General features: G+C 68.5%; 16 protein-coding genes and 1 pseudogene. 10 read left to right on the top strand and 7 right to left on the bottom strand.

The features are described 5' to 3' along the window. Positions 1-68: 68 nt before the first annotated feature. Genes OG611_RS38150 through OG611_RS38170 form a run of 5 tightly spaced genes read left to right on the top strand, consistent with a single transcriptional unit; the run spans position 69 to position 5,986 of the window. A complete protein-coding gene (locus OG611_RS38150) occupies positions 69-1,418 on the top strand; it encodes an ABC transporter substrate-binding protein (protein ID WP_266430931.1) in 1,350 nt (449 codons plus the stop codon). Further along, positions 1,415-2,341 carry a carbohydrate ABC transporter permease gene (locus OG611_RS38155; RefSeq protein ID WP_266430933.1) on the top strand — a complete coding sequence of 309 codons (927 nt, stop codon included), beginning with the start codon at positions 1,415-1,417 and terminating at the stop codon, positions 2,339-2,341. The genes OG611_RS38150 and OG611_RS38155 overlap by 4 nt, the downstream gene beginning before the upstream one ends. After that, positions 2,338-3,204, top strand: a complete 867-nt coding sequence (locus tag OG611_RS38160) for a carbohydrate ABC transporter permease (RefSeq protein WP_266430935.1) — start codon at positions 2,338-2,340, stop codon at positions 3,202-3,204. The genes OG611_RS38155 and OG611_RS38160 overlap by 4 nt, the downstream gene beginning before the upstream one ends. A 2-nt stretch (positions 3,205-3,206) precedes the next feature. After that, on the top strand, positions 3,207-4,964 hold the full coding sequence (locus tag OG611_RS38165) for an alpha-galactosidase (protein WP_266430937.1): 1,758 nt from the start codon (positions 3,207-3,209) through the stop codon (positions 4,962-4,964). Between the two features lie 23 nt (positions 4,965-4,987). Then, positions 4,988-5,986 carry a LacI family DNA-binding transcriptional regulator gene (locus OG611_RS38170; RefSeq protein ID WP_266430939.1) on the top strand — a complete coding sequence of 333 codons (999 nt, stop codon included), beginning with the start codon at positions 4,988-4,990 and terminating at the stop codon, positions 5,984-5,986. 350 nt (positions 5,987-6,336) lie between these two features. On the opposite strand, the pseudogene OG611_RS38175 reads toward OG611_RS38170, so the two are convergent. Beyond that, positions 6,337-6,606, bottom strand: a pseudogene (locus OG611_RS38175) (transposase); the annotation flags it as partial. 921 nt (positions 6,607-7,527) lie between these two features. Here OG611_RS38175 and ltrA point away from each other — a divergent pair. Beyond that, positions 7,528-8,730, top strand: a complete 1,203-nt coding sequence (gene ltrA, locus OG611_RS38180) for a group II intron reverse transcriptase/maturase (RefSeq protein WP_266426162.1) — start codon at positions 7,528-7,530, stop codon at positions 8,728-8,730. 113 nt (positions 8,731-8,843) lie between these two features. Then, a complete protein-coding gene (locus tag OG611_RS38185; RefSeq protein ID WP_266430941.1) occupies positions 8,844-9,530 on the top strand; it encodes a TetR/AcrR family transcriptional regulator in 687 nt (228 codons plus the stop codon). Positions 9,531-9,552: 22 nt separating this feature from the next. Here OG611_RS38185 and OG611_RS38190 read toward each other — a convergent pair whose 3' ends face one another. The 3 genes from OG611_RS38190 to OG611_RS38200 are packed head-to-tail and all read right to left on the bottom strand — an operon-like array spanning position 9,553 to position 14,171. Then, positions 9,553-11,010 carry a carboxylesterase/lipase family protein gene (locus OG611_RS38190; protein ID WP_266430943.1) on the bottom strand — a complete coding sequence of 486 codons (1,458 nt, stop codon included), beginning with the start codon at positions 11,008-11,010 and terminating at the stop codon, positions 9,553-9,555. 57 nt (positions 11,011-11,067) lie between these two features. Beyond that, positions 11,068-12,849, bottom strand: coding sequence for a glycoside hydrolase family 3 protein (locus OG611_RS38195; RefSeq protein ID WP_266430945.1), 1,782 nt, complete (start codon positions 12,847-12,849; stop codon positions 11,068-11,070). Between the two features lie 38 nt (positions 12,850-12,887). After that, positions 12,888-14,171, bottom strand: coding sequence for an MFS transporter (locus OG611_RS38200; RefSeq protein ID WP_323180327.1), 1,284 nt, complete (start codon positions 14,169-14,171; stop codon positions 12,888-12,890). A gap of 313 nt (positions 14,172-14,484) precedes the next feature. Between OG611_RS38200 and OG611_RS38205 the strand changes: the two genes are divergently transcribed. Continuing rightward, positions 14,485-15,204 (top strand): IS6 family transposase, encoded by a 720-nt coding sequence (locus OG611_RS38205; RefSeq protein ID WP_266430949.1) that lies wholly within the window; start codon positions 14,485-14,487, stop codon positions 15,202-15,204. Positions 15,205-15,334: 130 nt separating this feature from the next. On the opposite strand, the gene OG611_RS38210 is transcribed toward OG611_RS38205, so the two are convergent. From OG611_RS38210 to OG611_RS38220, 3 genes are all read right to left on the bottom strand, one after another. Then, entirely contained in the window at positions 15,335-16,081 is a 747-nt protein-coding gene (locus tag OG611_RS38210; RefSeq protein WP_323180338.1) for an alpha/beta fold hydrolase, read from the bottom strand. Between the two features lie 207 nt (positions 16,082-16,288). Continuing rightward, entirely contained in the window at positions 16,289-18,838 is a 2,550-nt protein-coding gene (locus OG611_RS38215; protein ID WP_266430953.1) for an FtsX-like permease family protein, read from the bottom strand. Then, entirely contained in the window at positions 18,838-19,641 is an 804-nt protein-coding gene (locus OG611_RS38220; RefSeq protein ID WP_266430955.1) for an ABC transporter ATP-binding protein, read from the bottom strand. The genes OG611_RS38215 and OG611_RS38220 overlap by 1 nt, the downstream gene beginning before the upstream one ends. 301 nt (positions 19,642-19,942) lie before the next feature. Here OG611_RS38220 and OG611_RS38225 point away from each other — a divergent pair, with 301 nt between their 5' ends. Both OG611_RS38225 and OG611_RS38230 read left to right on the top strand, forming a co-directional pair. Next, positions 19,943-21,232, top strand: coding sequence for a sensor domain-containing protein (locus tag OG611_RS38225; protein WP_266430957.1), 1,290 nt, complete (start codon positions 19,943-19,945; stop codon positions 21,230-21,232). Beyond that, on the top strand, positions 21,220-21,867 hold the full coding sequence (locus OG611_RS38230; protein ID WP_266430959.1) for a response regulator transcription factor: 648 nt from the start codon (positions 21,220-21,222) through the stop codon (positions 21,865-21,867). The genes OG611_RS38225 and OG611_RS38230 overlap by 13 nt, the downstream gene beginning before the upstream one ends. Positions 21,868-21,902 lie beyond the last annotated feature (35 nt).

Genomic DNA, 21,902 nt, shown 5'->3' on the forward strand with positions numbered 1-21,902 from the left:
TTGCTAACTTCCCTGCAATCGCCCGACGTTCGGTCGATGCCCGAGCCGCATGCAGAGGTGGTCATCTCATGGACATGAGTCGTCGCAGAGTTCTTGGAGTGGGCGGCGCACTTGCCGCAGGAGCGGGCCTCGGCGGCCTGACCGCCTGCTCCGGCACCGGCAGCACGGGTGCTCAGGGCGGCGATGTCGGTGACGCCACCAAGGGCTCCATCACGGTGTGGAGCTGGCAGGGCCCGGCGGCGGAGTTGCGGGCGCTGGTTCCGGCGTTCAACAAGAAGTACCCGGACATCAAGGTGACCGTGCAGGACATCGGGAACCCGGCGATCTGGGACAAGATCACCACGAGCATGGCAGCCGGAGGGGCGGGCCTCGCGGACGTACTGCACATAGGCGTCGACTACCTGCCCGGATACGTGGACCGCTTCCCGGGCCAGCTTGCCGATCTCGGCAAGCTGGGAGCCCACAAGTACCGGGACTCCTTCGCGAAGGGCCTGTGGGAGACGGTCTCGCCCAAGGGCGAACAGGTGAACGCGCTTCCGTGGGAGGCGAACTCGGCCGGGTTCTACTACCGTGCCGATGTCTTCGAGGAGGCCGGTGTCGATGTCGGAGCGCTCGACACCTGGGACGACGCGATCGAGGCCGGCAAGAAGATCAAGAAGAAGACGGGCAAGTACCTTCTGGGGATCGACAAGCCCGCCTCGCAGCAGGACTCGGCGAACTTCTTCCAGCTGCTGCTCCAGCTGCAGGGCGGCTTCTATTTCAACACCGACGGCGACATCACCCTCGATTCCGCCGAGGCCGTGCGTGCCATGTCGCTCATCAAGAAGATGAACGACGCCGGACTTGTCAGCGACATCTCCGGCGGCTGGAACGCGCTGATCAGCTCGATCAAGAAGGGAACGGCGGCGGTCCTGCCGTGGCCGACCTGGTTCGGCGGCATCATCGAGGAGACGGTCCCCGACCAGGCGGGCAAGTGGGGTGTGCGTCTGCCCCCGTCCGTACGCCGCGGCGGGGCCACCGCCGCCACCGTGAATTCCACACACCTGGCCGTCGCCGGTACCAGCAAGCACCAGGCCGCGGCCTGGAACTTCGTGGAGTTCGCGCTGACGCGGCCCGAGTCGCAGGTCGAGATCTACCGGGGCAAGGGGATCGCCCCGGCCCTGTTGAAGGCGTACGACGATCCGGTCTTCCACGAGCCGTCGAAGTTCTTCGGCGATCAGAAGAAGGGTGAGATTTTCTTCGGCGCCCTCAAGGCGCCCTCGCCGGCGTTCAACTACACCTCCGACTATGCCCGAGCGCTCAAGGTGGTCACCGACGCTCAGACGAAGGTGCTGCTCAAGGGCGCCGACCCGGCCAAGGTGCTGCATGCGGCGGCGGACCAGCTCGCTTCCCAGACCGGACGCCAGGTCGCCCGATGAGCGTTGTCACTTCCCCGACCCGTACGGTGCGATCGGCGGGTGTGCGCGACTCCCGACCGCCGCGCTTGAGCGCCCGCCGTCTCGCGCCGTACGCCTTCGTCCTGCCCGCCGTGCTGCTGTTCGCCGCCTTCAAGCTCTACCCGATCGGCTGGTCGTTCGTTCTCAGCCTCCACAAGACGGTCGACGGCGTCGACACGTTCGTCGGAGCGGACAACTACAAGCGGCTGCTGGACGACCCGCTGTTCTGGACGGCACTGAAGAACACGGCAGTCATCCTGGTGGTCCAGGTGCCGATCATGCTGGCGCTTGCCACTGGCCTGGCCGTCGCGTTCAACTCGGTCCTCCTGCGGGCGCGCTCGGTGTTCCGGCTCGGATTCTTCATGCCGATGGTCACCGGCCTCGTGGCGTACGGTGTCATCTTCTCCGTCCTGCTCAACGAGAAGTACGGACTGGTCAACTGGCTGCTCTCGCTCGTCGGAATCGGCGAAGTGCCGTGGCTGACTGATCCGCTGTGGGCAAAGATCTCCCTCGGTCTGGCACTGACCTGGCACTACACCGGCTACAACGCGGTGATTCTGCTGGCCCGCCTGCAGACCATTCCCAAGGAGCTGTACGACGCCGCCTCGGTCGACGGGGCCGGAGCCTGGCAGTCCTTCCGTCACGTGACGCTTCCGGGACTGCGTCCGGCGATCCTTCTCGCCACGGTGCTCTCCACCATCGGCACCCTGCAGATCTTCGACGAGCCGTACATCCTCACCCGCGGCGGCCCCGACAACGCGACGCTGACCATCGGCGTGTACCTGTACCAGAACGCCTTCACATACTTCGACTTCGGCTACGCGTCGGCCATCGCCTACGTCCTTGCGGTGCTGATCGGAGTCCTCGGCCTGATCCAGTTCCGGGTCCTGGGAGACAAATCATGACGACCCCCACACGTGGCGCCGCCCGCGCACCACGCACCGGCCCGCACCGCCCAGGCCGCGGCATCCTGCTGACCTCGGGGCTGGCCATCGTACTCGCCGGCGTGCTCCTTCCCTTCTACTGGCTCGTCATTGCCAGTACCCACAGCACTGACGAGATCTTCGACTCCACGCCGCCACTTCTTCCCGGCGGGGACCTAGGCAAGAACATCTCCAGCCTGCAGGAGACCGCATCCTTCGGGCAGGTCGTGCTCAACTCTCTGCTCATCGCGGTCATCTACACAGTCTGCGCAGGAGCCGTCTGCACCCTGGCCGGCTACGCGTTCACCAAGTACCGTTTCAAGGGCCGTGATGCGCTCTTCGGCGTGCTGATGCTGGGACTGGTCATCCCGACCCAGGTCACACTGGTGCCGCTGTTCAAGATGATGGCAGAGCTGCACTGGCTCAACACGTATCAGGCCGTGATCATGCCCAATCTGGCGCTGCCGTTCGGCATCTTCCTCATGCGCCAGTCGATGGCTGCGCTGCCCGACGAGCTGCTCGACTCCGGCCGCATGGACGGCTGCGGCGAACTGCGTCTGTTCCTGCGGGTCGTCCTGCCGCCGATGAGGCCCGCCCTGGCAGCACTGGGCATCTTCCTGTTCCTCTACCAGTGGAACGACTTCATCTGGCCCCTGATCGTCCTGCGCGACAATGCCTCCCTCACCATTCCCGTCGCACTCGCCTCGCTGCAGGGCGTCGACGACACCGACTACGGGGCCATCCTCACCGGAACGGCCGTCGCCGCCATTCCCATGATCATCGTCTTCCTGGCCCTTCAACGCCACTTCGTCTCCGGCCTGCTCGCCGGTGCTGTCAAGGAGTGATCGTGAGCACCCAGTCCACCGAGGCCGTCACCACTGCGGAACTGGCGCCCGCCACCTTCGAGCCACTGCTCGACACCGTGGAGATCGCCGTCCTGGCCCCGGGCGCCGACCCTGCCTGGACACTGTCCGAAGTGCCCGGCGGCCTGAGAATGCTGCATGTCGAAGCCCCCGGCTCACCGGTGGAGATCCGGCTCTCCGCCCCGCTTGGCGATACGGCCGGCTACTGGCACCCGAAGGCAGGCTGGAGCCGGACCCTGGTCGCCGACTGGGAAGGCAGGTCCAGGGTCAGCCTCATCGACGGCCTTGCCGCCGGCTGCCTCTACGACTACTCGGGCGCCACTTTGCTCGCATTCGCCGCAGCCGACCCCGTCCCCGAGGTCGCCCTGCGCTTCGGAGTCTCCGAGGAGAACGACACCCACGTCGTCCACCTCGAACTGCCGCCTTCCACCACACCGCACCGCATCCTCTTCGTACCACGCAGCCCCTCAGTTGCCTCGGCCATGCGCCTGCTGCGCGGCTGGTACGAAAAGCAGACTCCGGCTGCCATGCCAGTTCCCGAAGCGGCCCGACTGCCTCTGTACTGCACCTGGTACGCCTTCAACCAGCAGGTCGATGCGACAGCCGTCGAGCAGCAGGCCGCACTCGCCGCGGACATGGGCTTCGGCACACTCATCCTGGACGACGGCTGGCAGCGTTTCGGTAGCGGCCGCGGATACGCGGGGGTGGGGGACTGGCTCCCCGACCCCGACAAATTCCCCGACTTCGCCACTCACGTCACCCGCGTACGCCGACTCGGACTGCGCTACATGGCCTGGGTCGCGCCTCTGCTCCTGGGCCCCCGGACCGACTGCTACGAGCAATGGGCTTCCTACGCCCCGGCCCTCGCCAAGGTTCCCGGTGCTCACGTCCTCGACCCCCGCAGCCCCGAAGTCCGCTCCCACGTCGTCCGCCTGTGCGTCCGCCTGGTGCGCGCCTACGGTCTCGACGGACTCAAGGTCGACTTCCTCGACGAAGCCATGGCCTACGCAGGCGACGGCAGGGGCGATGTCGGGCAGGCACTCACACTCCTGCTCACCGAACTGCGCACCGCGTTGCTCGCCGAGCGATCCGATCTGCTGCTGGAACTGCGTCAACCCTACGTCGGTCCGGGCATGGCCGCGTTCGGCAACATGCTCAGGTCCTTCGACTGCCCGGCCGACTCCACGGCTAACCGCGTCCGCACGATCGACACCGCACTGCTCGCCGTTGGCGGTGTCGTCCACTCCGACCCCTTGCTGTGGGACACCACGGCCCCCGCGACGACCGCCGCACGGCAGCTCATCGGGGCACTTCACTCTGTTCCGCAGGTCTCCGTGCGCCTCGACGCACTCCCTGAGGACCACGCCGAAGCGGTCCGCTTCTGGCTGGCCCAGTGGCGCCGCCTGCGCCCCCAACTGCTCGACGGAATGGTCGAGCCCGGCCGCCCTGACGATCTCTACACTCTGGTGCGGGCCGGAGCGGACGGGGTGAACGTGGTGTCCGTGTTCAGCGACAGGACCGTACCGGTGCAGCCTGCGGTCCATCGTGAGACGGTCCTGATCAACGCGGCTGCCGAGAACCGGCTGGTGCTGGAGGTCCAGGATGAGGGAGCGCAGGTGGAGGCCGAGATCCGTGATCCCTCCGGCCGTATCATCGAGCGGACCCGGATCACGCTCACCCCCGGCCTGCACAACCTGCCGGTGCCGAACATGGGGCTGGCCTTGATCCGGAAAACCGCATGACCCTGCCAGTGAAAAGGGGACGAATGAAGGTCGGCATCGTTGAGATCGCTGCCCGGGCGGGTGTGAGCGAGGCCACCGTCAGTCGGGTCATCAACCGGCGTCAAGGAGTGGCGACGAAGACCAGGGACGCCGTCGAAAAGGCCATGACGGAACTCGGCTACGAGAGGCCCGTGGAGGGCCAACTGGTCGCGGTGATCACCGAGCACGTCTCCAACCCCTTCTTCGCCGACGTCGCCGAACGCATCGAGGCGGCACTGGCACCACACGGACTCAAGGCCGTGTTGTGCCCGGCGTTTCCCGGAGGGGTCCAGGAACGGGAGTTCATCGCCTCGATCATCGACAAGGGCATCGCGGCCGTCGTGTTCCTGTCCTCGTCCAACACCGTGGAGGGTGCCGACACCGAAACGTACGAGATGCTCCGCTCCCGACGTATCCCGTACATCGGTGTCAATGGGGGGTTCGCCGACAACGTTCCCGCGCCCGTCTTCTCCACCGACGACGCGCTGGCAGCCGAACTGGCCGTGGACCATCTACACCGTCTCGGTCACCGCGCCATCGGCATGGCATCCGGGCCAGCCGGCAACCACCCGGCCGACCGGCGTGTGCAGGGCTTCCTCGACGCCATGGCCAAACGGGGCAGCCAGGACGCCGAACGCTGGGTGATCAGGCAGTCCTACACCGTCGAAGGCGGTCAGGCAGCCGCGCATACCCTGCTGCAGCTCGGTGCCACCGCCATCGTCGCAGCCAGCGACTACATGGCCCTCGGCGCGATCCGCGGCATCCGCCGGCAGGGATTCTCGGTCCCTGGGGATGTCTCCGTCGTGGGCTACGACGGCTCCATGATCACAGAGTTTGTCGATCCGCCCCTGACCACCGTGAGACAGCCGGCCGACCGGCTCGCCCTCGAAGTCGGCCGCAGCGTCCTGTCGCTCGTCAGCAACCGCGAAGTACCGACGGGAGAACTCTTCTTCGATCCCGAACTGGTGATCCGCTCCACAACGGGGCCCGCGCCGCACAAGTAACTTGGGTGCGGCTCGGTTCAAGGGACGATGATTGCGAGGGGTTCGCGTTCCGGAAGACCAGTAACGACCTCGGGGGCGATTGAGTCCGGGACGTGCTGGCCCGGTGGGTAGGCTGATGGGTGATCAGCAGGTGGCCTGGCAGGCGAGTACCAGTTCGGTGCCCGGTTTGCGGTGGGTGGCTCGCTGGGCGGATCGGGACGGCCCCCGCTGATCTGGACGCGGGCCGACGGTTACAACGATGCTGGTGGGACGGTGAGGATCATCAGCGCACCGCAGCCGACGAGGACGGCGGGGGCACTGGTCCGGTCGAGGAGGAAGCCTCCGAGCGCGGCTCCGAAGGGGGAGGCTGTCAGGGCCAGCATGATCCGTCCGTCGGCCGCGCGCGGCAACGGCAGGCCGGACAGCGTTCTGCGCAGCCGTACCACATCCAGCCGCCCATGGTTCAAGGCGCCGTACAGGGCACCGTGCCCGCGTCGGCGCTCGGGCGCCAGGGACGGGTCGACCAGCGTCTTGACCGGCCCGTCCGTGCATGGCAGGGCGTAGGTCAGCTCAAACAGCGCATCCGCGCGTGCCGGCAGGCAGGCGTAGAAGTCGGTCCGGAACCGGGACAACACGGTCAGGGACTCGACGCGGGCTGCATCATCCAGCAGACTCACCCTCACGGCCTTTGTTGTGATCCATGTCGACTTCAGCGAGAAGACATGATCACGCAAGGGCCGCTCTGCTGTCTGCGGAACGGCGAAGCCCGGGGTCAGCTCAACGAGCTGCCCCCGGGTGGACGTTAAACGCCAAGCGTACGTCCAGCAGTCCGGGCGTCATCGCAGCTCAGAAGGGATGTGGGGATGTAACCGGACGTCAAGCTCAGGACAGCCAGCCGGTGTGAGTCCGGTTCGGGGAGACGCCAGGGTCCCCGGTAGCTGACTCCCGGCGTCGCTCGAAATGGTGGCGTCGAAGTGGAGTGACAAGCGCCCTCCGGGGGCGTGCAACCGACCAGTCCGCAACATGAAGTGAAGCCTGCAGCGTCGTCATTTAACCCCCGCTCCGCTTGGGGCGGGCCAAGGAGGAGCCGAGCCTGTGCTTGTTTGGCGAAGGCCACGGAAGACGATCTCGGACCTGGAGCGGTCGTTGAAGAACCTCCCGGCGTAAGGGGCGTGGAATGGTTGGAAGGTTGTTCTGGGAACTGGAGAGAGCCTCCTCGGCCCCGGGTTTGCGGCCCGGGAAGCGTGGCCTTCCTATAACCGGCAGAACCGGGAAATGGCAGGTTGCCGAGAGGCGGTCGGAGGGGGTCGTAGTAGTGGTGATCGGCGGGACAACACAACCCGCTGGGAGCGAAGGGCCCCTGCTTCATCGATGTGATTCGCGAACAGGGAGGGACCCGGATGAGTGCCGTTTCGGCTAGTTCCATCCGCCGGGAGGAAAGCGCCGCGGGACCGGGCCGCCGTCCTCTGGACAAGGTCCGAGCCCTGCAACGGGCGCTGTACCACTGTGCCAAGCAAGAGCCCGAACGCCGGTTTCACGCCCTGTATGGCCATGTCCACCGCATGGACGTTCTTCGGCGGGCATGGGCCGGTGTGTGCGCAAACCGAGGCGCCCCTGGCGTGGACGGTATGACCGTCGACGCGGTGGAAACCTCGGGGGTGGATGCATTCCTCCAGGACCTTTCGCGGAAACTGCGGATGTATACGTATCGTCCGTCAGTGTTGCGGCGGGTCCAGATTCCCAAACCGGGGCGGCCTGGGGAGTTCCGGCCGCTTTCGATCCCCACCGTGGCGGACCGTGTGGTGATGACGGCTGCGAAACTGGTCCTTGAACCAGTATTCGAGGCTCAGTTCACCGAGGCGAGCTACGGATTCCGGCCGAAGCGGTCCGCGATCGACGCCTGCGAGGCAGTGCGTGTCGCGGCGAACCAGCGGCGGGAGTGGGTGTTCGAGGCCGACATCCGGGACTGCTTCGGCACGATCGGTCATGAGGCGCTGATGGCCCAGGTGGCCCGGCGTGTGGTGGACCGGCCGATGCTGAAGCTGATCCGGGCCTGGCTGAGGATGGGAGTTCTGGAGGGCGGGGTGACGTCCCCGACCGGGGCGGGAACCCCGCAGGGATCACCGATTTCCCCGTTGCTGGCGAATGTCGCGCTGCACGTTCTCGATGAGGCGTGGCAGCGCGAGGGCCGCCGGCTGGGGACGCTGGTGAGGTACTGCGATGATTTCGTGGTCCTGTCGCCGACCGAACAACGGGCGGAACAGGCCCGTGAGTTAGCGGCACGAGTGCTGGAAAGACTCGGTATGCGGTTGCACCCCGAGAAGACCGGCATCGTCTGCCTCACCCGAGGCGGGCAAGGATTCGATTTCCTCGGCTTCCACCACCGGAAGAGGGAATCGTGGAAATGGCGGGGCAGGTACTACTTGCAACGCTGGCCTTCAGCCAGAGCGATGTGGGTACTGCGTGACAAGGTCCGCGCGGCGACCGCTCGCTCGAAAACTGAGCGGCCGGTATCCGCCGTAGTAACCGATCTCAACCCCGTACTGCGGGGATGGGCTGCGTACTTCCGCAACGGAAACTCCGGAAGGAAGTTCAACGTGGTCGACGGTTACGTCCACGAGCGGCTGGCGATCTTCGCCAGCACGAAACACAGACTCGCGGGCAGGAATTGGGCCACCCGATTTACTTATGGGTGGATCACCCGGCTCGGCGTCTACCGTCTTACCGGAAACGTACGCAGGGCGACAGCGCATGCCAGTCGGTGAACGATGTCGGAAAGCCGTGTGCGGGAGAACTGCATGCACGGTTTGAAGCGGCGGGGACTGGAAACGGAGCGTCAGCAACCGCGCCAGTCCCCGACCCTACTAAGGTGGTCCGCATGGACCGCACGCAGGATGGAAAGCCCCGTAGAACCGCGGCTCGTGGCAGCTACGCCGTGGGTGACGAGCGCCGTGCCCGGATTCTGGACGCCGCTGTCGAGCACTTCGCGCAGTGGGGGTTCCATGCCTCGTCGCTCGCGCGGATCGCGAAGGACGTGGGGATCACGCAGGGTGGGCTGCTGCACCACTTCCGCAGCAAGGAGGATCTGCTGATCTCGGTGCTGCAGCGGACCGACGAGCAGGGCGGGGAGCGACTCTTCGCGCGCGAGCCGCAGTCCGCCGTCGAGACCTTTCAGACGCTGCTCGGCCTCGCGGCGTACAACGCCGACCGGCCGGGCCGCACCAAGATGTTCAACGCGCTGGTAGGGGAGGCGGGCGAGCGGGGCCACCCCGCACACGACTTCTTCGTCGGCCGCTACCGCATGGTCATCGAGGAGATCGGCAGGGAGCTCCGGGACGCCGTCGAGCGTGGTGAGGTCAAGCCCGACACCGACCCGGAGGCGCTGGCCGCGGAGATCGCGGCGGTGATGGACGGGCTGCAGCTGCAGTGGGCGCTCGCCCCGGAGACGTACGACATGGTGGGGCGGCTGCGGGCCTACTTCGACCGGTTGCTGCGGTCGGTGACGGTGGACGGGGCGGGGCTGCCGGAACGGTCCGGTGGCGAGGAGGACCGGCCGGAGAGCTGACCGGCCCGCCTCGCCGTCCGGGTCAGCCCAGCCAGATCCCGCGGACCGGGCCCAGGGGGTCGGACTCGGTGTGCGGCTCGGCGTCCCAGATCATCGTGGAGCGCTGTGAGGTGGTGTAGCGGGGCCAGCCGGCACCCGGGTCGAGATCGGTCACGAAGGCGACCCAGGCGGAGTGCATGGCGTCGGTCAAGCGCTGCGGCGGGTTCTCGCCCAGAGCGGCGGTGACACCTTCGGCGTCGGCGGGCAAGCCGAACGCGAAGGGCAGGTCGAGGCAGTGGCTCGCCAGGCCCGCGTAGGTCGCGGCGGTGGACGTGTACTCGAACTGGTAGAGCCAGGTGGGGAGTTGCCGGGCGGCGCGGGCCTCGGTGATGGCGAGCGAGGGGGCGCGGAAGGTGGTGTCGGTGGCCGCCTGGCCGAGGAGGGCGCCCGGGGTGTCCTTGTTGAGGTCGAGGAAACGCTGGGTGCGGTCCGGGTCCAGGCCCATGGCGGCCAGCGCGGCGCGCAGCATCTCCTCGCCGCCGTCCGGAGCGGGCATGAGGTTGAACTCGTGGGAGGTGAAGCCGAGCATCAGCGAGGTACCGGTGCCCGCGTCGCCGGTGGTGAGAGCGTCCATCACCGGTGCGGGGACCAGCTCGCCGTCGGCGAAGGGGGCGAGGACGACCAGCGGCAGTGACTGGCGCTCGGGGCCGGGCGCGTTCAACGCGTCCATGAGGGCGAGGTGCTCGTCGTCGGACTTGTCGCGGAGCGCGGCGGCGGTCGCCGGGACTCCGGTCCGCTCGGTGAACAGGCGGGAGATGGTCAGCGCCATGTCCCGCCCCTGCGGCTGCATCACCGCTCCGGACACCGAGATCGCGCCGCGGAACAGGCCCTGCGCGGCAGGCGTCGCGAGCAGTGTCTGGACCGCGCCGCCGCCCGCCGACTGACCCGCGACGGTCACCTTGGACGGATCGCCGCCGAAGGCCGCGATGTTGTCACGCACCCACTGAAGGGCCGCGATCCAGTCGAGCACCCCACGGTTGTCGGGCGCGTCCGCCAGGTGCAGGAAGCCTTCGATGCCCAGCCGGTAACCGAACGAGACCACGATCACGCCGTCCCGGTTGAAGGCCGCCCCGTCGTACCAGGGGCTGGCCGCCGAACCGGCCACGTAACCGCCGCCGTGGATCCACACCAGGACCGGGAGACCGCTCCCGGCAGGGGAGGCGACGTCCGGGGTGAACACATTCAGGTTGAGGATCGACTCGCCCGGAACGGTCGGCTCGGGAATGGTCGTGACCTCGCCGAACGGACGGCGCTGAGCGGTCGGCCCGTACGCCGTCGCGTCCATCACCTCGGTCCACGGCTCGGGCGGAACCGGAGCCGCGAACCGCAACTCACCGACCGGCGGCGCGGCGTACGGGATGCCGAGGAACCGCATCCCGCTCTCGCGGCGCTCGCCGCGCACGGGGCCGCTGCTGGTCAGGACGGTGGGGCTGGTGGTCATCAGGGGTGACTCCTGCTCTGTGGGGTGGGGGGCGGGGATCCGGGTGTCCGAAGCGTCTCAGAGGTCCAGTCCGGCCCCGAAGGGGAAGACCGGATCGGCCGTGTCGTGGGGCACATCGGACCGGGACGCCTCGACAGCGGCCATCGAGCGCGGCAGCTCGTACGGCAGCCGGCCCTCCGCCCTGGCCCGCCCGAAAGCCACGTCGAGCAGCGCCTCGTCGCTCGCGCCGAAGTCGACGATCAGTGCCGCCGCCCGCTCGGCGATCTCCGGGATGACGGCGGGCCGCTCCAGGTTCAGACAGACGACGGTCGGTACGGCGTCGAGGAGGTCCAGGACCGGCTTCAGCTCCTCCTCGGTGAAGTCCAGGCGCCCCGAATGGAAGAGCTGTTCGAACTTGTTCTCCCGGAACTCGTACGGGGTGAACAGGCGCAGCACCGCGAGGTCCGCGTCCGCGGGGTCGTCCACCAGCTTGCCGAACCGGGCCGCGACCCGCACGTCGAGCCCTTCGACGTACAGCTTCGGACGCTTGTCGGCAACCGGCAGTGTCCGCTCGTGGTTGACCAGGACGGTGAGTGAGCGGCGCTGGGCCGACTGGCCGGCCGCGCGGAACTCGCCGTTGCCGACGATCTCCTCGGCCGCGTCGGGGTCGACGTACGGGCTGTCGAAGAGACCGAGGACGAACTTCTCGCGCAGCAGACGTCGTACGGAGCGGTCGATGCGGTCCTCGGAGAGGCGGCCGGAGCGGACCAGGTCGACGATCACCTCGGGGCAGGACTCGCCGCCGAACTGGTCGGCGCCCGCGTCGATCGCCTTCGCGGCGCGTTCGGCGACGGTCAGGTGCTCGACGCCCCAGGCGCGGGCCTGGTGCATCTCGCCGAAGATCGCCTCGTCGTTGAGCAGGCCCCAGTCGGTGCAGACGATGCCGCCGAAGCCGAGCTGATCGCGCAACAGCCCCGTGATCACGCCCTTGTTGAAGCCGAAGCCGACCTCTTCCCAGTCGGTGCCGACCGGCTGGCCGTAGTACGGCATCATCTGCGAGGCGCCGGCCGCGATGGCCGCCTTGAACGGGGCCAGGTGGTGCTCGCGCATTCCGCCCGGGTAGATCTGCTCCTTGCCGTGCGGGAAGTGCGGGTCCTCGCCGTCCTTCTGCGGGCCGCCGCCGGGGAAGTGCTTGACCATGGTGGCCACGCTGTCCGGGCCGAGACGCTCGCCCTGGAAGCCGAGGACGTACGCCTGGACCAGCTCGGCGGTGAGTGCGGCGTCCGCGCCGAAGGTGCCCATCTGGCGGGACCAGCGGGGCTCGGTGGCCAGGTCGATCTGCGGGTGCAGGGCGACGCGGAGGCCGACCGCGAGATATTCGCGGCGGGCGACATCGGCGAAGCGGCGGACCAGTTCCGGGTCGCGGGTGGCGGCCAGACCGGTTGGCTCGGGCCACGCCGAGAAGGCACCGGCCTCGATGGAGGCGCCGATGTTCGCGGTGAAGGAGTGGCGGGGGTCGGTGGAGACGGTGACCGGGATGCCGAGACGGGTGCTCGCGGCCATCTCCTGGAGGGTGTTGTGCCACTCGGCCATCTGGCGTGGGCCCGCGGTGCCGAAGAGGTTGAAGTGGCTCATGAGCTTGGAGCGCACCATGCCGGTGGTGTCCGTGGAGACCATGGAATCCTCGCCGGCCTCGACCGGGCGGCCGTCGGGGTGCATGGTCAGCATGGTCTGGAAGAGCAGACCGGCCTTCTCCTCCAGGGTCATCCGGGAGATGAGGTCGGCGACGCGCTCGGAGCTGGGGAGGGACGGGTCCTGGTAGGGGTGGCCGTCGTTACGGAGGGTGGGGGTGGTGCTCATGTGGTTCTCCAAGAGGGGGACCGGCCCGGCTGGGACGGTCAGCGCACGCTGCGGATCGGGACGACGGACAGGGCGCCGAGGGCGGTGACCACGGCGGCGACCACGAACAGGGCGTCGTAGCCGCCGAACGCGCCGACCACCAGGGAGGCGACGAACGGGGCGATGATCTGTGGGCCGGCGTTGGCGATGTTCAGCACGCCCATGTCGCGGGCGGCGTCCTCCGCGCTCGGCAGCACCAGGGTGACCAGCGCGGTGTCCACCGCCATGAAACAGCCGAAGCCGAGCCCGTTGATGACGGAGAAGACCAGCATGCCGGTCCAGTCCGGGCTGACCAGCGGCACCACCATGCCGGCCGCGGTGAGTACGCAGGAGGCCGCGATGAACGGCTTGCGGCGGCCGATCCGGTCGGAGAGGACACCGCCGGCGACCGTCGCGACCAGCATCGCGATCGAGTTCACGGGCGTCATGATCGTGATCGCGTCGGTCGGGCTCAGGCCCTTCGGCAGCTCGATGTGGTCCTGGAGGATGTACAGCTGGTACACCACGATCACGAAGTAGCCGAGCGTCAGCAGGAACCGGCCGACGAACGCCCACCGGAAGTCCGCCACCCGCAGCGCCGCCGCGAACGCGGCCAGTTGCTTGCCCAGCGGCACGGTGTCCTGCTCGGGCAGCTTCCGTTCCCGCGCCAGCGAGGTGAACAGCACCGCCGCGCCCGCGATGACCGCGCCGAGCACCAGATACCCGGTGGGCACGTCGTGCGGCACGAACATGGTGGCCAGCGCGACACCGACCATCGAGCCGACCGGGATGCCGATGCCCACCGTCGCCGAGGCGAGCCCGCGGCGCTCGACCGGCACCCGGTCGGGCACGACCGCGGTGATGGCCGCCTGGTAGACGTTCATCGTCGCCTGCACCAGACACCAGCCGATGGTGACCAGGAGGATCGACTTCATCGCACCGAGCAGCGCGAGCGCGCCCAGGGCCGCGATGCCGCCGCCGAGGATCCAGGGATTTCGCCGCCGGGATCGGTCCGAGAGGACACCGGCGAGTGGGTTGAAGAGCGTCGCGAAGATCGCGGAGATGCCGGAGACCAGACCGAAGTTGGCGACCTTGTCCGCCGGGTCGATGGCCTCCACCTGGAGCGGCAGCAGAACCTGCCCGACCCCCATGTAGACCATGTACATCGCGATGTTGCCGACGGCGAGCAGCGAGAGCAGCCCGCCCAGGTTGGCGCCGCGTCCGGCCGGCGGCGCGTCCTGCGCTGTGTCCGTGACGACGTTCCGCGGGGAGGCAGACGTGTGCCGTGTCTCGGATGTGCTCATGACCAACTTCCTTGGTGGCCGTGCCCCTGCGGGGCGAGAAGGGGCGGGGAGCGCCTGAGCCGCGGGCCGGGCGAGGCCTTCGACCTGCGGGCCAAGCACAGGAAAGCACGAAAACCGAGTAGGCGCTAGGTTTGCTCGATGTGGTGAGGGTTACGCCCGTGGTGTGCGCCATGTCGGGTGTTCGGGGTGATCCAGGTCGGTACCCGGCGGGCTGGGCCTTCGCCTTCGGGCCGCCGCCCTCGCGTTGGCACTGTCACGTTGACTGACCGGCCTGGGATGATCTTCTGGTTGGTCGTGCTGGGAGGGGTCGTCCGTGGACAGCGCGCCGCCGTCGTACAAGGGGCACCGGTACCCGGTGGAGATCATCGCGCACTGCGTGTGGCTGTACTTCCGCTTCCCGCTGTCGTTCCGCGAGGTCGAGGAGCTGATGCTCGAACGCGGCGTGATCGTCTCCCACGAGACGGTCCGCCGCCGGTGTACGAAGTTCGGGCAGGCCTACGCCAACGGCCTGCGCCGCCGGCGTGTGCAGCCGGGCGACAAGTGGCACCTGGACGAGGTCTTCCTCAGGATCAACGGTGAGCTGAAGTACCTGTGGCGGGCCGTCGACGCCGATGGCAACGTGCTCGACATTTTGGTCCAGAACCGGCGGGACACCGCTGCAGCCAGGCGGTTCTTCCGCAAACTGCTCAAGAAGACCTGCTCGGTGCCGAGGGCGATCGTCACCGACAAGCTCCGCTCCTACGGCGCGGCCCACCGCGAGGTCATGCCCCCCGTAGAGCACCGCGCCCACAAGGGCCTGAACAACCGGGCCGAGAACAGCCATCAGCCGACGAGGCAGCGCGAACGCGCGATGAAGGGCTTCCGCCGTACCGGCGGGGCCCAGCGGTTCCTGGCCGCGTTCAGCGGCATCCCACCGCACTTCCGACCACGCCGCCACCTGATGACCGCCACCGAATACCGCACCGAGATGACCACCCGCTTCGCCATCTGGGACGAGATCACCGGCGCCACCGACCAGCCCATCGCAGCGTAAGCCAGGCCCCAACCCGACCCCTACACACCCTGACGCGCCCTCAATCGATCAACACCGCACCAACGTGGCAACGCCGTCGGCAGGCACCGACCAGTCCAGCAGATCCCAACGCGGCGGAGTTTCGCCGGTATCAGCTGCTCAGGGACGCGATGTTCTCCCGTACCGCCTCAGTCACGGCCGCCGCATGGGAGTTGAGGTAGAAGTGCCCGCCGGAGAAGGTCCGCAGTTCGAACGGCGCGGTCGTGCGCTCGGCCCAGCCACGGGTCTCGTCGAGCGTCGCCATGGGGTCGTTGTCCCCGAGCAGCGCGAGAACCGGGCACGGCAGGGACGGCCCCGGCTGGTAGCGGTACGTCTCCACGGCCTCGTAGTCCGCACGGATCACCGGCAGGAACAGGGCCCGCAGCTCGGGGTCCTGGAACATCCGCACGTCGCTGCCGCCCAGCCGCTCCATCTCGGCCACGATCCCCTGGTCGTCCCGCTTGTGCACGTCTTCGTGCCGCACGCTGGTCGGCGAACGGCGGCCGGAAACGACGACGGAGAGCGGGGCGGCGCCGTCACCCGCGAGCCGCCGCGCCACCTCGAAGGCGACCAGTGCGCCCATGCTGTGGCCGAGCAGCGTCAACGGCCGGTCCGCCCAGGGGCGCAGCGCCGTCGTGGCGTGCCGCGCCAGCTCGTCGACGGAGCGCAGCAGAGGCTCGGTCCTGCGGTTCTGCCGGCCCGGGTACTGGACTGCCAGCACGTCGATTCCTGGCGACAGCGCGGCCGAGACAGGGTGAAAATAACTTGCCGCGCCGCCCGCGTACGGAAAGCAGACGAGCCGGTTCTTGGCGTCCGGAGCCGGGTGGAAGCGCTGGATCCAATCGCTCTTTTCCTGCACGCTGCTCGTCAACTCACTTGCCCCTCATACGTGTGTCGTCCACCGGTGAAGGCTCTCACCGGGCACGTGTCCGGCCAACCCCTAACCACCCCCACCTAGGGGTGGGAAGAAGGTGAGGCCCCACCGCCTGCAAGGCGGTGGGGCCCGGCCGGAGAGTCTTACGGGGGATGGACTTCCGGCCCTTCACTTTGGTTTTCAGGGGCTTCCCTACGCGGCGGTCGCCGCTTCCACCGGTCGGATCCTGGTGGCCCGCCAGGTGGGCAGCAGGGTCGCCGTGAAGGTGATCACCACCGCGCCGGTCACGACCGCGAGGTAGATCCACACCGGTACGGACGGGACCACCCGGTCCAGCTTGGCGACGCTGTAGGGGAAGAGCGTGACCGCGGCGGCGACCGTGCCGAGCAGCACACCGACGACGGCGGTCAGCACGCTCTCCACACTCATCATCGTCATGATCTGCCGCCGCGTGAAGCCGGTCAGCTGCTGGAGGCCGAACTCCCGGCGACGCCGGCCGGTGGCCGCGATCAGCGTGTTCACCACCGAGATCGCGGTGTATCCGACGATCATGCCGACCACCAGGTAGTTGATGGTGGCCAGTTGCTGCTGGCCCTCGGTGCGCCCGGCGACCAGCGCGGCGCTGTCGGTCACCTTGACCCCCGGCTGGTCCTTGACCAGCGCGGACAGTGCCGCGGTCACCTCGGTGGAGTCGCTTCCGGCGGCGTGGCGCACCAGGATCTGGCGCGCCGCCCCGTCGGTGGTGTGGGCGGCCAGCAGTTGGGCGGGCAGCAGCAGTGCTGCCGCGTCGCCCTCGGCCCGGTAGGTGGCAGCCACCTTCACCTTGACCGGAGTGCCGTCCCCGAGCCGCAGGGTGAGGGAATCACCGACACCGCGCCCGAGGGAAGCGGCGTGCTCGACGGGCAGCGCGACGCTGTTCCCGCGCAGGCCGCCGAACGAACCGGCCGCGGCTTGCACCGAGAGGTTCTTGGCGTCGCTGACACCCTGGAGCGGCCAGCCGTCGCTGGTCTGCTCGGCGTCCTCGGGGCTCTGCACGAACCCGGTACTGGTCACGTAGTCGGAGGCGGCGCCGACTCCCGGTACCTGCCGCACCCGGTCCAGGGTGCCGGGGGGCAGGCCACCGGTCTCGGACGTCAGCACGTCGTCCGCCCGCAGGATCCCGGTGTGCGCGGAGCGGTTGGAGGCGTCCTCGATCTGCTGCATGTACAGCGTGCCGGTGGCGATGCCGGTCAGCAGGATGATCGGCGTGATGGTGGCGGCCATCCGGATCGTATGGGCCCGGGAGTTGAGCACCGCGAGCTGTCCCGGCAGTCCCGTGAGGGCACGCAGCGGGCCCTGGAGCAGCGCCACGATGGCCTTGGTGAAGCCGGGGGCGAGCAGCGCCAGGCCGATCGCCCACATGATGCAGGCCGGTCCCGCGGTACTGGCTGTCAGGTCGCCCTTCATCATGGTCATGGTCATCACGGCCATGCCGGCGCCGCCGACGAGGAAGAGCACGGACAGGACGACCCGGGTACGGGTCAGCCAGCGCCCCTCGATCGAGCTCTCCGCCAGCGCCTCGGTGGCCCGGGTCTTGGCGATCTTCCGGGCGGTGATGTACGCGGCACCGACGCCGGCCAGCAGCGAGGCGCCCACAGCCACCAGGGCCGGCACCACGCCGAGGTGGAACTCGACGGCCCCGGAGACCATTCCGGCGGAGACCAGCTTGTCGAAGATGAGCTCGCTGAGCAGCGCGCCGGGCAGGCAGCCCAGCACCGAGGCGACGGTCGCGACGACCAGCGTCTCGCCCAGGATCATGCGGCGCAGCTGCCGCGGGGTGGTGCCGATCGCCTTCATCAGGGCCATCTCGCGGTGCCGCTGCTGAATGGTCAGCCCCAGCGTGGAGGACGCCCCGAACATGGCGACCAGGATCGCCCAGCCGCCGAAGATCGCGGACAGCGTGACGAGGCTCTTCTGGCTGCTCGCGGCCTGCGGGAACTCGGCGAGCCCCCGGTTCTCGCCGGTCAGCATGACGGCCGCCTTGCCGTTCAGGGCGTGCTCGATCCTGCTGCCGAGCTCGGCGGTGTCGGTGCCCGCCTTGGGCAGCACACCGATCGCGTCCGCCGTGCCGGCCCGGCCGCTCAGCGCGCCGGCCTGCTCGTCGGTGAAGAACACCGCGGGCTGCGAAGCCGTACGGCCGCCTGCCTGCTTGACGATTCCGGCCAGCCGGAACTCCTGCGGCCGTCCGTCGGCCACGATCCGGACCCGGTCGCCGACGGAGGCGCCCGCCTGCCCGGCCAGCCCGGCGTCCAGCACCACATCACCGGCCGCACCGGGCCGGGCTCCCGAAATGAGGGTGTAAGGGGCCAGTTGAGCCGAGTCCCAGCCGTGGCCGAGCGGACGGTGCTCAGTGCCGGTAGCAGTGTCGGACAGGTCGGTCACCGGGCGGCCGTCACGTACGACCGCCACCGGGAAGGACACGTCGGCGACGGCCTTGCCGACACCGGGCACCGCGGCGACGGCGTGTACCTGCGCCGCGTCGAGCCGGACCCGCTCGGACAGCTGGGCATCGTCGTACTTCTGGTCGCCGGCCACCACGAGGGGAGCCGCGGCCAGCCGCTGGGGCGGCACCGCGTCGCGGACGCCGCTCTCCATGAGGCCGCCGCAGGCCGTGATGAGGGCCGCGCCGAAGAACATGGCGATGAAGGTGGCCACGAATCCGCCCTTGCGGAAGCGCAGCGTGCGCAGAGCCAGGGACAACATCAGTACGTGCCTCCGGCCGCGTTCGGCACATGCTGGCCGTAGGCCACGGGCTCTTCGTCGGCCCAGGCGCCCAGGCGAGTCATCCGCTCGGCGACCGCCTCGGCCGTCGGGTTGTAGATGTCGCCCACGAACCGGCCGTCGGCGAGGAACACCACCCGGTCCGCGTACGAGGCGGCCACGGGGTCGTGGGTGACCATCACGATGGTCTGCCCCAGCGACCGTACGGACTCCTGCATCAGCCGCAGCACCTCACGGGCGGTGCGGGTGTCCAGCGCACCGGTCGGTTCGTCGGCGAAGACCACCGCGGGCCCGGTGACCAGCGCGCGGGCGATCGCCACGCGCTGCTGCTGGCCGCCGGACAGTTCGGCGGGACGGCTTCCGGTACGATCGCCGAGCCCCACACGATTGATCACCTTGGTCACTTGGGCCCGGTCGGGGCGCCGGCCGGCGAGTTTCAGCGGAAGCGTGACGTTCTGCAGCACCGAAAGGGCGGGCAGCAGATTGAAGGCCTGGAAAATGAAGCCGATGCGCTCGCGACGCATCTTGGTCAGCGTCGTCTCGTCGTAGCCACTGAGATCTTCGCCGTCCAGCAGGACGGTGCCGGAAGTCGGCCGGTCCAGCCCCGCCGCGCAGTGCAGGAAGGTGCTCTTGCCCGAACCCGACGGGCCCATCACGGCGGTGAAGCTGCCGCGCTGGAAACTCAGGCTGACGCCGTCGAGCGCGGTCACGGCATTGGCGCCCTCGCCATAGACCTTGCGAACGGCGTCGAGCCGTACTGTGTCGTCGACTGCGGTGGTGTCCATTCAAAGCTCCCAGTGCCTGTCGCGAGGGGGACGCGATCACGACAACCACGCTACGGACGGGAAGAGCGACGACCGATGGGTCTGTGTCCACAAGGGGGGTAGAGAAAAGTCCACCCCTGACCTGGGCCTTTCCCCACTACTCCACCAGGGTTCACGCGCGATCCTTGAAACGCCGTGACACTGGGCACGGTCGAGTGAGACCGCCCGGTCACCGCCCGCACGTGTTGCATCATGGGCCCGTGGGGAACTCGATCGCCCGGACAGGACCTGAACGCTTCCGGGACACAGGAGGTTGGAGCAGTTGAACAAGAATTGGGCCGCACGATTACCGGCATCGTCCCGCGGCCTGGCGCAACGGCTGCACTGGTGCGCACGGGGCCTGACGGTCGCCGTGCTCTCCCAGATCGGCAGCCTCGTCCTGTTCACCGCCATGGTTGTCACTCTCGCCTCACTGGTCGTCGGAGTGGGCTTCCTCGTCCTCCCGGTCGTCATGATCGCGGTACGCGGTCTGGCCAACTTCCACCGGCGGACGGCCGAAGAATGGTCCGGCGTGCCCATCGAAACGCCCTACCGCCCCACCGACTCGAACGATCCCTACGACACCGCCGGGTCGGTCACGCACTGCCGCCAGTTGCTGTCCGACCCCGCCACCTGGCGGGACTTCCTGTGGACGCTGCTCGACACACCCGTCGGGCTGATCCTGGGACTGCTGCCCGCCTCGTTCGTCGCCTACGGCCTCAACGGCATGTTCGTCACCCCCCTCCTCTGGGAGAGCATGGGACCGCACTGGGGCTTCGGAGCGATCTGGTTCATCACCGACCAGACCGAGGCCAACCTCGCCATCCCGCAGGGCATGCTGTTCGTGGTCCTCGGCCTGCTGATCTCACCATCACTGGCACGGCTGCACATCCGCTTCAACCGACTGCTGCTGTCCCCCACCCGCAACGCCAGGCTCACCCTGCGGGTGGAGCGGCTGACCGAGACGCGCTCGGAGACTGTGGAGTCCCAGGCGGCCGAACTCCGCAGGATCGAGAGGGACCTGCACGACGGCGCGCAGGCCCGACTGGTGTCCCTCGGCATGAGCCTGGGACTCGCCGACACCCTGCTGGAAAGCAACCCCGCCATGGTGCGCAAACTCCTGGCCGACGCCGTGGAATCCAGCAGCCAGGCACTGACCGAACTGCGGGACCTGGTACGCGGCATCCACCCGCCCGTACTGGCCGAGCGCGGACTCGACGGCGCCGTGAGGGCGTTGGCGGTGAGCCTGGCCGTACCCGTCGAAGTGCAGATCGACCTCCCCTCCCGGCCCCAGTTGCCGGTCGAGTCGGCCGTGTACTTCGTGATCGCCGAGGCACTCACCAACATCACCAAGCACAGCGGCGCGGGCCGCGCGAGCGTGCGCCTCTGGTACGCCGGCGGGAAACTCCGGGCCCAGGTCGGCGACGACGGACGCGGCGGAGCGGACGCCGAGGGCGGCAGCGGCCTGCGCGGCCTGCAACGCCGACTCGCGGCCTTCGACGGAGAACTCGGCATCAGCAGCCCGACCGGCGGACCGACCCTAGTGACGATGGAGCTTCCGTGCGCGTTGTGATCGCCGAGGACCTGGCCCTGCTGAGGGAGGGACTGGTACAACTGCTCACAGTCCACGACTTCGAAGTGGTCGAAGCGGTGGACAACGGCCCCGCCGTGCTGCGGGCCCTGCTCCAGCACCGGCCCGACGTGGCCATCGTCGACGTACGACTGCCACCGACCTTCACCGACGAAGGACTGCACGCCGCCGTGCAGGCCCGCACGCAGGTGCCGGGGCTGCCCATCCTGGTGCTCTCCCAGCACGTCGAGCAGATGTACGCGCGCGAACTGCTGTCCGACCAGAACGGGGGCGTGGGCTATCTGCTCAAGGACCGCGTCTTCGACGTGCGCCGCTTCGTCGACATGGTCCGTCAGGTGGCCGCGGGCGGAACCGTCATGGATCCCAAAGTGGTCTCCGAGCTGCTGATCAAGCACGACACCGAGACCAGCCCGGTGCACGCCCTGACCGAGCGGGAACGCGAAGTGCTCGGGCTGATGGCCGAAGGACGGTCCAACGCGGCGGTCGCCGCCAAGATGTTCGTCTCCGAGAAAGCGGTCAGCAAACACACCAACAGCATCTTCACGAAGCTGGGCCTCACCGCGTCGGGAGACGACAACCGGCGTGTATTGGCAGTACTCGCCTACCTCAACGCGTAGGCGCAGAACCGGGCAGCGAAGCAGGAGCGGAACAC

Source organism: Streptomyces sp. NBC_01363 (assembly GCF_026340595.1).
In the GTDB taxonomy this organism is placed as follows: Bacteria; Actinomycetota; Actinomycetes; order Streptomycetales; family Streptomycetaceae; genus Streptomyces.